At 39.0% G+C, this 13,610-nt stretch carries 7 protein-coding genes; 2 read left to right on the top strand and 5 right to left on the bottom strand.

Annotated features, from left to right (window positions below):
* Window positions 1–41 precede the first annotated feature (41 nt).
* The 5 genes from ACP14V_RS10620 to ACP14V_RS10600 form a co-directional block, all read right to left on the bottom strand.
* Window positions 42–602: a hypothetical protein gene (locus ACP14V_RS10620; protein ID WP_272610512.1), complete on the bottom strand. Its 561-nt coding sequence runs from the start codon at window positions 600–602 to the stop codon at window positions 42–44.
* Window positions 603–623: 21 nt separating this feature from the next.
* Window positions 624–836, bottom strand: a complete 213-nt coding sequence (locus tag ACP14V_RS10615; protein ID WP_272610511.1) for a hypothetical protein — start codon at window positions 834–836, stop codon at window positions 624–626.
* Window positions 837–1,066: 230 nt separating this feature from the next.
* Entirely contained in the window at window positions 1,067–1,804 is a 738-nt protein-coding gene (locus ACP14V_RS10610) for a LytR/AlgR family response regulator transcription factor (protein ID WP_272610510.1), read from the bottom strand.
* Complete coding sequence (locus tag ACP14V_RS10605) at window positions 1,801–4,041, bottom strand: tetratricopeptide repeat protein (RefSeq protein ID WP_424987312.1); 2,241 nt, start codon at window positions 4,039–4,041, stop codon at window positions 1,801–1,803. The genes ACP14V_RS10610 and ACP14V_RS10605 overlap by 4 nt, the downstream gene beginning before the upstream one ends.
* A gap of 699 nt (window positions 4,042–4,740) precedes the next feature.
* On the bottom strand, window positions 4,741–8,793 hold the full coding sequence (locus ACP14V_RS10600; protein ID WP_272610508.1) for an ATP-binding protein: 4,053 nt from the start codon (window positions 8,791–8,793) through the stop codon (window positions 4,741–4,743).
* A 455-nt stretch (window positions 8,794–9,248) separates the two neighbouring features.
* Here ACP14V_RS10600 and ACP14V_RS10595 point away from each other — a divergent pair, with 455 nt between their 5' ends.
* Together ACP14V_RS10595 and ACP14V_RS10590 are read left to right on the top strand one after the other, a co-directional pair.
* Complete coding sequence (locus ACP14V_RS10595) at window positions 9,249–10,613, top strand: Gfo/Idh/MocA family protein (RefSeq protein ID WP_272610507.1); 1,365 nt, start codon at window positions 9,249–9,251, stop codon at window positions 10,611–10,613.
* 38 nt (window positions 10,614–10,651) lie between these two features.
* Complete coding sequence (locus tag ACP14V_RS10590; protein ID WP_272610506.1) at window positions 10,652–13,600, top strand: SusC/RagA family TonB-linked outer membrane protein; 2,949 nt, start codon at window positions 10,652–10,654, stop codon at window positions 13,598–13,600.
* Window positions 13,601–13,610 lie beyond the last annotated feature (10 nt).

Here is a 13,610-nt window from a genome sequence, read left to right as displayed (position 1 = left end):
GTTTTATGACTTTGGTTTATTAGGATAATCCGTACGAAATTTTAATAGTCCATTTCAATTAATGTACCGTCCATTTGATATGAAAAAGTGAAGGAAGTCCCCCCATTTTCAGGTTGCAGTTTTACAATGTATTGGGCATCATTTACATCACCGTTCTTTGGGTATTTGACAAATGCCATTTCAAGTCGAGGGTTGTCGATGTCTTTCTCTGTCTTTAGTTGCTCACTTGATTTTTCTATGAGTTCTCCTAATTGCACCAGACTGATTTTTTCACCCAGTTGAAACATAAAATCTGCCGCCTTGGTACCCTCTGGTATTTCCAAGGTTACTTCAGAAGTTTGGTTCCAGTTGCCCAATGAGTAGGTCCATTGCCCCATTTTCAAAGATTCAGGGGCATCGGTTACCGTGGTCGAAATGCTATTGCCGATGGATTCATTGTAAATGATGGTCAATTCTGTATAGTGGGCATCATCGCCAAATTCACTTTTCAGTTCTTTCTCAATACCTGCAAAGCCATCGGCGTTGGCAGGCTGTTTTGCTGCGTCTCCTCCACAGGAAACCAGCGTTATCGCTATCATTAAAATTATCAGATGTATTTTCATTGGTATCATTCTTTAGGTTGATTATTCCTCTTCTGCTCTTCCGAATAAAAAAAACAGAGCGCCACCTGCTAGAATTAATACTACCCTGAGCACCCATCCCGTGGTACTGCCCCAGCTATCTATCCAGGCAAGTAATCTGATGTTGTAATTAAAAATTGACAATAGGGCAGAAATTAGGCCCATAGCTGCAAGTACAAGGCCCCCTTGGCCTAGTTTGGATTTGATGTTTTCCATTAAAGTTTGATTTTAATATTTCTTGATAAGCACCATTGGAAAAGTGTGATTTTCGTAGAGGACTTAAGTAAGAAATGGTTTGGTCAGGGTAAAGATGGGTCAATGGTATTTCCTATGAAATGGGCAATCCATTTTCGTGAACCGGGAATTGTTATTTGAGTGATGTAAGGGAATATGCGTTTTGGAGAGATAGCTATTTCTGGTGATTACGGTCATTGGGACAATAGTTCTTAATGACTATTGTACCTCAAAAAAGTGGTTATAAAAGCCTCTTTTTTTCGTGAAGAAACGGGAATTTTTTGACCATTCTTCAAATAGATAATTCCCGACTTATCGTACTTGTCGATGAACTTCAAGTTTACCATAAAAGACTGATGAGGTCTGGTGAAGTTGACCTTTTCAAGTTTATCTTCGTATTCCTTCAATGGCTTGGAAGCCACGTATTTTTTATCATTGGCCAAGTAGAATGTCGTATATCCCTTGTCGGATTCGCAGTACAATAATTCTTGTAGGTTTATGACCTGAAAACTGTCGCTGAGCGAAAGAACCAAAGTAGCATCATCTTGATACCAAACCTTTTTTACCGTATTTATTTGCTTTTTTTGTTCGGTAATAGGTAATGTCTTTATCTTTTTTAACGCCAAATCCAATTCCTCAATGTCAACAGGTTTTAAAAGATAATCTACGGCTCCAGCCTTAAGTGCCTTCAAAGCATATTCTTCATAGGCGGTAATGAATACGGTTTTGAAGCTAAGATGCTCGGTTTGGTCGAGAAAGTCGAATCCAGTACCATCGGTGAGATTAATATCCAGAAATATCAATTCTGGTTTACAGGCGTTCGAGACCACCACGGCCTCCTTGACCGAAGTACATTCACCTATGATTTCTACATTGGTTTCAACCGTTTCCAAAAGGTTTATCAATCCTTTTCTGATATAGGCTTTGTCTTCAACGATAAGTGCCTTCATGAATTTTCGATTATTTTATAGGGAATGATCAAGGTAACTTTGGTTCCTTGCTCATTATATTTTTTTCTATCCTCAACAAATATAGCCCCTGACATGTTGAAATCTTTGGCCAAGAGGTTTAGCCGCTCACTGGTAATGGTGGTGGCCAACGACTTCTTTTTTGTACTCGTTTTTTGGAGCATGGCATCTATTCCAACACCGTTGTCCATTATAGTACAGTTTAACTTTTGATTCTTGAAACTTAGGTGAATCTCTATTTCACATTGTTCTTGGTCATTGATAAAGGCATGTTCTATGGCATTTTCGATGAAGGGCTGAATGAGCATGGGTGGTATCAAAAATAAGTTAATATCTATGTTCTCGTCAACCACTAAACTATAACCATAAGGTGGGTCGGCATCCAAATTCTGCAATATCATATAATTGTCAATGGCATCCAGTTCCTGAATCAGAGGAACGATTTTATCCCTTGAATTTTCCAAAACGATACGTAAGAGCTTGGAAAACTTCGAAAGATAGGTGACCGATTTTTTCTCTTCCTTGTTCAAGATCATTCCCTGCAAGACCGAAAGCGAATTGAATATAAAATGAGGCGTCATTTGGGAACGCAAAAGTTTTTGCTCGGTCACAATGTTTTGGTTCCTGATTTTAACAGTCTTGTATTTTTGATGGAAAACAAAGGAACCGGACAGAATAGAGATGACCAGAATGCCGATAACAGCCCATAAGTAATTTTGTTTGGTCTTTGCCAGATCTTGCGAGGTGGTCAGTACAGTCTTGGTAAGCTTCAATTCACGAATACTGGCGGAGTCCAGGGCTTGTTTGTATTTGTACTCGTACTCAAGTTGGGCAATTTTTTCGACATTCTCCTTGTTAAAAAGGCTGTCATTCAATATTTTGTATTGTTGGTGGCTTTCTAAGGCTTTTTTGTAGTTGCCTGTATCATTATATATTGAGGAAAGTATTTTCGCAGATTCCTTTTGATTTTTTAAAAAACCAAACTCTTTGGAAATTTCATTCGCTTTTAGCACATTCTTTAGGGCAATACTGTATTCTTTTTGATTTTCATAGACTTTTGCAAGTCCAATATATGCCTCACACAGTGTTTTTTTATTTTCAGTTTTAAGACTGATTTTTTTTGCCTCGGTATAGAATTGTTTTGCAAGGTTATAATCTTTCAGAGCCAAGTTAACCTCACCAGTATTGATTAGGATATAAGGATCCCCGTTTTTAGCGCCAATTTGTCTGCTAATACGTAGTGCATCCGTATAATAATCCAAAGCACTTTTATAATTTCCATTCTCCTTATGTATGGTTCCTATATCGCTCAATACTTGTGATATTCCTTGTTTTTTATTGGTTCGCTTGTGGATTTCCAATGATTTCTTAAAGTAATCCATTGCCTTATCATAGGATTTCTGAGTCTGATAAATTTGGCCGATATTAGAAAGGTGATTGGCAATCCCCAAACTGTCTCCAAGCTTTTCATCAATGTACAAGGATTCTTTAAAGTGTTCTAGAGCAAGCGGATAATTGCCTTGGGCCACATAAACAGTTCCGATATTATTTAAACTATAGGCAATCAATTGTTCGTCCTTATTTTTTTTAGCAATAAGGAGTGCCTTCTTTAAATACGAAATGGCTTCGTCAAATTCACCCAAATCTTCATATGTGGCACCTAAGTTTATTAGGGCTCTTGAATTAATATTTTCATCAATCTCCTCTTCCAAGCGAATTGATTTCTCAAAGTACGATATTGCTTTTCTTAGCTCACCCTTGTTTTTATAGGTTATTCCTATGGCATTGTAACAATTGGCAACCCCGGTTTTGTTATCGATGGCTACAAATATGTTCAGTGCCTCATTGTAATTTTCGAGTGCTTTCTCAAAATTCGATTGTATGGCCTCGGTAATACCTCCAATATAAATGCTTCTGGCTTTACCTTTTTTAAAATCAATAGCATCGGCCAACGCGCCCGATTCATCTAAATACTCGAGGGATTTAGGAATGTCACTACTGAAATAGGCAAAAGCAAGGTCATTTAACAGGTTCACTCTCGCCGAGTCCTTTTTGGTATGAAGCGTCAATTCATTTTTTAAGCTGTCTATTCTGTTGTTCTGAGCTTGCACTTCAACCGGGATTGACAAAAAGGCGAGAATAAAAAGTTTGACCCAAAAATTTTGATCTAAAAAAAGCACCATATTTCTGGCACTTCTTTTTTTGGTCAATACAGACAAGAAATACAAATTTGACATCAAATAATGCCTGATGGAGGTTGAACACACATTTTCTTTCTAGGAAATTGGTTTTATAAAAACAAAATACGGATTTTAAAACCTCATACGCGGTAAGAAAATAGTTTTCTTTCAAAAAATGGCAGTGAAATGCATATATGGCAATTTGGAGTCAATATCCGCAATGCCTGGACATATAAATGCAGTAGGTTTTGGTTTAAACTTCCTTCTCAAATATTGTTTAGTCATTTCAATGTCAAAGGTGTCTCTTGATTTAATATCATAATCATATACTGCTAGTTGGCGTAGTTACATATTTGCGAAACCGACAAATCAAATTTTTAGCCTGTTGAAATAGTCATGATTTGAGGTGCATCAATTAATGAAAGATAGAGTTAAATGATATTATTTGGTACCTTCAAGTTTTGACAAGCCATAACGATCTGAAAAAGTGACTTATTACAAAATACTGAAGTTATATGGTTGGTTTTTAGTGAGATATAAAATATTTGCACACCCTGCTGTCCCGACCACTTGAACCCCCTGTGTATATAGTTTTTTTAATTTATGGGTTTCCCCAATTCCACCATAGTTGAATGGGATCATATAGTCACCAAAAAGAAGGGTTGTTTTCTGGAGTTGTAAGTTTACCGTCTATAATTAACTGACTTTAAAAAAGGGTTATGTTAGTGAATGCCTAGCCTAAGATCCATAATCAAAATCCGTATTGTTTATTTGGTAAATGGAAAGGTAGGATTCTATGTTTTCAGCTGTATGGGCACGCTTTTTAAAATCTTTTGGGGTAGTTCCAAATTGTCCTTTAAAGCTTTTGGAAAAATATTTGGAGTCGTTAAACCCTACCAAATGAGCAGCTTCCGAGATGGAATACCCGAATTTTGTCAAGAGAACGGCTCCTTTTTTTAAGCGCATGTCCCTAATGAAATCAATTACACTCAACCCTGTGATATTGAGACATTTTCTGTACAAGCTGGAATAACTCATATTCAATGACTGCGCCAATTGTTGAACCTTAAAATCAGGATCTGCCATATTTCTGTTGATATGGTCTACCAAATTCTCCAAAAAAATCTCGTCTTGCGACTGGTTTTGGACAAATTGGGGGCGATTGATCAGTTCTTTCCGATATTTTGAAATGATATGTTCTTTGGACAAAAGCAAGTTATTTACTTTCAATAGTAACTCATTGGTATTGAAAGGTTTGTTTATAAACTCAATAGCCCCTGTTTTGAGCCCTTCAATCTTGGCCTTGGTGGAGTTCTTTGCTGTCAACAACACAATGGGGATGTGTTTGGTCAAATTATGTTTTTTAAGTTCTTTGCTCATAGCTATACCATCCATTTGGGGCATCATGATATCACTTATGATCAAATCTGGGATATTGTTTTTTGCATGATAGAAGCCTTCTTCTCCATTATCTGCTAGCAAAATATTATATTGGGGAGACAATAGATCTTTTAGAAGTTGCTGTAATTCATAGTTGTCCTCAACCACCAAGATACTTTTCTTGTGTTGGGTATTTTGGGGTTCTTCTTGTGGTTGGATGTTTTCTACCTGTACTTTGTTTGGTGTAAAATGATTTATTGCAATTTTTTCCGAATCATCATAGAATTTTTCGGCAACAGGAATCTTTACAGCAAAAGTTGTCCCTTCATGTGGAACACTTTTCACTTTAATTTTACCTTTATGCAGTGTCACTAAGTCTTTGGTCAAGGCCAAACCAATTCCTGCCCCTTTGTATTGCCTGTTGGTATTGGACCGATAGAAAATTTCAAAAATCTTGTCCAGTTCTTCCTTTTCAATGCCAAGACCTGAATCGGATACAGAAATCTTCACAAAACTTTTTTTGTTTATGGGCGACACGTGTAATTGAACGTTACCTTCTGTAGGGGTATATTTAAAGGCATTTGAAAGTAGATTGTACAGGATGTGTTCCAATTTTTCTTTGTCGTACCATGTATGGTCCAGATTTTTTGGGCAGCTTATGGAAAAGTCGATTTGTTTATTTCGTGCAAGTTCCTTGAACGAGGAACAAATATCCAATATATCACTGTGTAGGTTATTCTGGCTGACCAGCAGATTGAGCCTGTTGGAATCACTGCTCCTGACCAAGGTAAGTTCCCGTGCGATTCGGCTAAGTTTCTTTGCATTGTTGGCTATAATGTTCAGCCTTTCCTTCAAGAGCATGTTCCCATTGAGCTCTGCTCTTTTGAGCATGTCATCTATGGGACCCAATATTAAGGTGATGGGGGTTTGTATTTCATGGGACATTTTGGTGAAAAAGTCCATTTTCGTGTTGTGCAGATCATGTTCCTTGGCATGAATGACCCTATTGATAAATAGTTTTTTTCTAACCCTATACCATTTTACGATGATAAAAACCAATAAGGATAAAAGTGCAAAATAGATGACATACGCCAATGGCTTGTTCCAAAAAGGTTGCTGAATTGTGATGTTTATCTTCTTTTCAACGCTTGATGATAGATCGTTCATCCCATACGCTTTTATCTCAAGGGTATAGCCACCTGGAGGCACATTGGTATATGATGCGAAGCCTTCTGTATAGGTACTTTTCCATTCATCATCAAAACCCATTAATCTATACGAATAAAAATAATTGGGGTTTAGAATATTGTCTATGGCCGAAAACCGAATTGAAAAAGAAGATTGATTGTATCCCAGATTTAGATGGTCAAGGTTGAACACTTCAGATTTTATCTGATCGGGGAGTAGGTCTTTGGCAGGTTTGTTCAGAACTTGGACATCATGGACCACTAATTTGGGGTTCAAAGGTTCCTTTTTCAATTTTTCAGGGAAAAAATGGGCAACTCCTTTTGTGCTGCCAAAATAGAGTTGTCCATCCTTATCCTTAAATGTACTTTTTAACATGAAGGAGCCATCCGGTAGGCCATCTGAAGAATAGTACATTTTGGTTGTACAGGTCTTTGCGTTTAAATGAACGATTGCATTTCCGGTACTGGCCCAAATATTGTCCTTGTCAACCAGGTTAATGGCCTTAAAAGTTAAGTCTTTGATGGTTTTAAAATTTTCAAAATCAGTGAATGTTTTGTTTTTTATATCAAAGACATTCAATTTAAATTGTTCATTGATGAGCCAAATCTTATCATCGGAACTGCATATCATTGAAATGATGCGGGGTACAATTTCCCCTGAAGGGGAAGGATAATTTTCAAAAAACGAATGGTTGATGTTTTGGTTGTTTTCCACAAACTTGAATAAACCGCCACCAATTTGTCCAGCCCAAATGTTTCCTTGAGAATCCTCTATTATTTTTTCAACGATTACACCATGTAGCCCATTTTTATTGTTACCGAATGAAGCCAATAGCTTTTGCTCGGAATTATAAATATTGAGTGATACATTGGATCCAACCCATATTCTTCCTTTTGAATCTTTGAACAATTCCCTAATGTCCTGGGCCATCTGCCCTTTCTCGTTTACAACGGATAGGGACTTGAAAGCTTTTGTTCCAAAATTGTAATGCCAGAGACCATTTCTATAGGTTCCAAACCAGAGATTTTGCCGTTCATCTTCGATTATGGATTGGACGTAAAACGAATTTTCCGAATCATTAAAAAATTGTTTTGATGTACCATTATTAAGTATTCTGGTCAGTCCGTTGCCATCAGTCCCAATCCAAAGTGTTTGGTCCGAGGCTTTAAAAATGCTCAATACCCTCATTGGAATGGTATTGTCAGACCCTGTATGATAATTTACATCTTTGTTGGTTTTGGGGATTATGCTCAGCGTTCCATATTTGTTGGTCAGCCATATATTTTTATGATCATCCTCGCTAATATCCAATATAGTGTTGCTCTCAATGGAAAATTCATCAAGGTATCTTTTTTTATAGCTCTGGACATGTCCTGTGTTGTTGTTTATCTTGTAGACTCCGTTGCCATCGGTTCCTGCCCAAATATTTTCATCGCTGTCCAAAAACAGGCTTAAGAAGAGAGAGGATTCAATATTCTTTGTATCTCCTTTTAAGAAGTCTTTTGATATGATTTTTTGTTGGGCAATATCATAAATGTGCAATCCATTTCCTTCAGTTCCAATCCAAAGCCTATTTTCCTTGTCCATTCTTAACACGATACCGCCAGGATAGTCAGTGAAAGGCCCAATAATTTCGGTCTGTCTTCCGGACTGTACCGAGTATTTGTAGATTTTACCTTGGGTGGTGCCTACATAAACATTGTCATTCTTATCAAAATCCAAATTGTTCACCATGTTGTCCGCCATGTTGATATTTGGGATAGTGGTGATGCTGTCAAACTTTTGCTTGGAATAAATATAAATGTCACCACTTTTTGTGGCCATCCATACCTGTTTGCCATTGGGACGAATCCTCCAAATCAATTTTTTACCCAATTTGTGATCAAAACTTTCAAATTGGCCACGCCTCGTTTCATACTTTGCCAAAAGGCCGTTGCGTGTATTGATCCAAATATTTTTTGAATTATCATTTATGATATACTCAATCCTGTCTTGCTCGTCAATGGTAGGAAAGATACTCTCCTTGTCAATCAAGGAAAAGGTATAGCCATTGTAAATCAATACTCCTTGGGAAGAAGACATCCAGATATTTCCTAATGAATCTTGGGCTACGTTGCTGACAAATTGCTGTTTGTTGTTGTGCGTTGGGGTCAAGGATTTAAAGTACACCTGATCCTGTCCAAGAACATACCCCCCTGCCAGATGAAATAGGAAAAGGGTCAATAGAACAATCGTTTTCTTAAAGGGTGAGCACGTTACGCAATTCATTTTACAAGGTAAATGACCAACATAGACACAAATTTTGTCATTTCCGCTCAATATTGATTGGACATTTCCACTAAAAAGGTGGAAAATATGATCAGATGGGGCTTCAAGGGGTACATTTCCAGCCTAATGCAATGCAAGGGGTCATTATACATTCAAAAATATATATAAAAATGAAAACACTTTGTCGTCAAGATTTTCCAAGTTGAATAACCAAGTTTGCCTTTACAACTATTCATCGGTGGATTCCAACGCATCAGGAAGAGCTTCTTGCACTTGCACAAAATCAGTCATAAAGGTGTAGTATTTCGTCATGCCTTATAAAAAGGAAGAAATACACCCTGTTTTTGATTGAAAACCATAAAAACGTTATCCGTTTAAACCCCCAAATTTGGGTCAAACTAAATTAAAACATGAATTCAAGAAGAGGCTTTGTTAAGACAGCTGCTTTGGCTTCAGCCGGAATGGCCATGGTTCCAGAGACGGTTTTTGGGAAAAAGTTAAATATCTATGACAGCAAACTACGGCTGGCTTTCATTGGGGTGGGCCTTAGGGGTACCAACCACTTGAACAATGCCCTTCAGAGGAAAGACGTTGAAATCACCGCCATTTGTGATATAGACCCCAAGCGTATTGAGATTGCATTGGGGAAATTGTCTGAAGCTGGGTTTAAAAAGCCAAAGGTTTTTGGAGAAAACACGCTCGATTATAAAAACTTACTGGAATTACAGGAAGTGGATGCTGTGATAATTTCAACCCCGTGGCTATGGCACACCAAAATGGCCGTTGATGCCATGGAGGCGGGTAAGTATACGGGCCTAGAAGTATCGGCTGCCAATACGCTTGAAGAATGTTGGGATTTGGTGAATACGCATGAAAGGACGGGAAGCCATCTGATGATATTGGAAAATGTGTGCTATAGAAGAGATATTCTGGCTGTTCTTAATATGGTAAAAAAGAATGTGTTTGGAGAAATGTTGCACTTTACCTGTGGCTACAAACACGACCTTAGAGGTGTTAAATTCAATGATGGTCAAACTGCATATGGCAAGGGCGTTGAATTTGGGGAAAAGGGCATATCCGAATCCAAATGGAGGACGCAGCATTCTTTACTTCGGAATGCAGATGTATACCCAACCCATGGTTTGGGTCCCATTGCCGTAATGGCCGATGTCAATCGAGGAAACCGTTTTGTGTCCATGACATCGCATGCAACCAAGGGTGTTGGACTGCACAAATATATTGTGGATAACGGTGGAGAGAACCATCCAAATGCCAAATTGAAATGGAAACAAGGAGATGTGATAACCTCTACCATTGAGACAGCAAATGGAGAGACAATCATTGTAACGCACGATGTAAACTCACCAAGACCCTATTCATTGGGATTTACGGTGCAAGGATCCAAAGGAATTACGGATTTTGATTATCACACCCGTCGAATTTATGTTGAAGGGGTTTCAAAAAGTCATTCCTGGGAAGATATGGATGCTTGGCTCAAGAAGTACGATCATCCCCTTTGGGAAAAATTTGGCGAGTATGCCATGGGATCTGGACACGGAGGTATGGATTTCTTTGTCATGAATGCCTTTGTGGAATCTGCAAAACAAAATATAGCACCACCAATGGACGCTTATGACGCTGCCGCTTGGAGTGCAGTGACCCCGCTATCTGAAGCTTCAATTGAAAACAACGGGGAACCGCAGGATTTTCCTGACTTCACCAGAGGTATGTGGATCAAACGCAAACCCTATAATTGGATTAAAGAAACCTTTTGAACTTAACAATCATCTGTTTACTAACTAAATAACTCTTTATGAAAAACCGCAAATTAATTTTATTAATTCCGCTATTTCTCTTTGCCATGGTTTCGTGGTCACAAGAGAAGCCAATTACCGGTACTGTTGTTGACGGTACAGGACAGCCTGTTGTTGGTGCCAACGTATTGGTCAAGGATCAAGCGAAAGGCGCCGTAACGGATTTTGACGGAATGTTTACTATAGACAATGTAACCTCCGATGATGTTTTGGTAATATCTTCCATAGGATTTACCACTCAAGAAACACAAGTTGGAAACCGGACCAACATAACAGTCACGCTCCAAGAAGATGTGAGTCAATTGGAAGAGGTGGTTGTAGTGGCTTATGGTACACAGAAAAGAGAGACGGTGACTTCGTCTTTGGTCAGTATTGACTCTGAAAAACTAAAAGATATAACCACTCCCGAGGTTTCCTCGATGCTACAAGGAAAAGCCGCGGGCGTTCAAGTGGCCGCTTCCAGCGGATCTCCTGGTTCTGCTCCAAATATCCTGATACGGGGTGTTGCCTCCTTGAACGGGAACATTACTCCCTTATGGGTAGTGGATGGCGTAATCCAGCATGGTGTTCCTATTATCAACCCAAATGATGTGGCCAATATATCTGTGCTGAAGGATGCTTCGGCAACAGCATTATACGGATCCAGAGGTGCCAACGGTGTGGTAGTGGTAACCACCAAAAGAGCTCCCATGGGTGAAAAACCCCAGATTCAAGTGAGTACCAAATTGGCCATCAATCAGTTCAATAGCGGCCAGTTTGAGGTAATGGACTCACAGCAATTGTATGATTACCACACTCAATTTGAAAACTCGCAGCCATGGTTTGATGAAAGCCTGCTGAGTAGGAACACAGATTGGGTAAAAGGAGGTACAAGGAATGCTTTGGTAAGGGATGCCAATGTATCCTTTACTTCTGCCACGGAAACTTTGAACCTGTTCTTGAACATGGGGTATTACAATGAAGAGGGTACCGTAAAAGGAAATGAACTGGACAGGTATACCTTCCGTACAAATGTGGATTATAAAATGAACAAAAAGCTGACCATAAAACCAAAGTTGGCGTTTAGTTTTGATAATAGGGACCGCATTGCCGAAGCTCCTCTGTATGAGTTGTACCTAAACTTACCTTGGGACGTACCCTTTGATAGTGAAGGAATTCCAGTAAATGCACAAGATTCCCAAGACTGGTTGGGTAGGGATCAAAGAAACTACTTCTATGATCAACAGTGGAACTACTCTTCCAGCAACAACTTTAACTTCAGTGCAAACTTTGACTTTGAATATGAAATTGTACCGAATTTAGTCTTTCATTCAACCAATAACTTTACGCTCTACAGAAGAAAGGATCTCCAATATACAGACCCAAGGTCCAATTCAGGTCTGGCCAATGGTGGGAGCATCAGAAACTTTACGGCCAATAGGAACACTAGGTTAACAACGCAAATGCTGAAATACAGCAATATTTTCAATGATAACCATACAGTAAGTATCTTAGGTGGATATGAATACAATGATTACGAGTATGAGGATTTTGGAGCCTCTGGAAATGGAATCATCGCAGGAGGTGAGATCCTTAATGCCGCCAGTGAGACAGGAGAGATAGAAGGTCGCAAGAATGAATATGCCCTGCAATCCTTTTTCTTGGCTGCAGAGTATGACTACCAGAGCAAGTATTTTGCAAAGGCTTCCATTAGAAGGGACGGGGCCTCAAACTTTGGATTGGACAATCAATACGGTAATTTCTTTTCTATCGGTTTGGGTTGGAACATTCATAAAGAAGACTTCTTTAATACCGATGTTTTCAATCAATTAAAACTTAGGGCCAGTTATGGTTCGGTGGGCAACAGACCATCATCATTATATCCTTACCAAGGAACATATAGGGTAAACACCCAGTATATTGGAACCCCGGGGGCCATATTGGATCAATTTGGAAATCCAGATTTAGGGTGGGAGAAGTCCTATGAGACCAACTTGGCCTTGGATACAAGGATTTTGGATGTTGTAAGCCTAACGTTTGAATATTACAACAAGAATACATCAGATCTACTCTATTTTGTGAGTCTCCCTGATCTTACCGGATTTCAAGGATTCTGGGAAAACGTAGGAGGATTGACCAACAAAGGTTTTGAAGCTTCGGTATCTGCCGACATTGTATCAAAGCCTGACTTTAACTTCAATGTTGGTTTCAATATTGGGGTCAATAGAAATGAGATCACTGAACTTTTTGATGAGCAAGAAGAAATACCAGTAGGTTCAAAAATCTTCAAGATAGGAGAAGATGCGGACACTTGGTACATTAGAAAATGGTTGGGTGTAAATCCAGATAATGGTCTGCCATTATGGGAAGTGGTCGACCCAGATACCGGGGCAAAGTCGGAAACAAGCGATTGGAATGAGGCTACATTACAAACAGTAGGCACTTCAACACCCGATTTTATTGGTGGGTTTAATACCAGTCTTAGGTACAAGAATGTGTCTTTGACATCCAACTTTAGTTTCTCCAAAGGGGGAACATTGTACAATGCTTCCCGAGAGCTGTTTGATTCTGATGGATTCTATTCAACATTCAATCAGATGGTACTGGCCGATGGATGGTCCAGATGGCAGCAACCTGGCGATATTGCAACACATCCCCAAGCCATAGAAGGAGGGAACAACAATTCCAATAAGCGTTCTTCAAGATATTTGGAAGATGCAAGCTACCTAAGGTTGAACAATGTAACGCTCTCTTATAGTTTGCCCCAAAACATCCTGACCAAGTTGGGTGTAAGCAATGCCAACATTTATTTGGCAGGGGACAATCTATTTACCATTACTGACTTTACTGGGGTAGACCCAGTAGTAAGGGGTAATCCCGGAGATGCCATTCCAGGATTATCTGGCTCGGTAAGTTTAACCTACCCCGTTCCAAGAAGGTATGTATTGGGACTAAGCGTAACTTTTTAAAAAACTTAAT

Origin of the sequence: Flagellimonas alvinocaridis, assembly GCF_965248585.1 — a bacterium.
GTDB classification, from domain to species: Bacteria; Bacteroidota; Bacteroidia; order Flavobacteriales; family Flavobacteriaceae; genus Flagellimonas; species Flagellimonas alvinocaridis.
The sequence above is the reverse complement of the archived record's forward strand: the minus strand, read 5'-3'. Positions and strand labels throughout refer to the sequence as shown.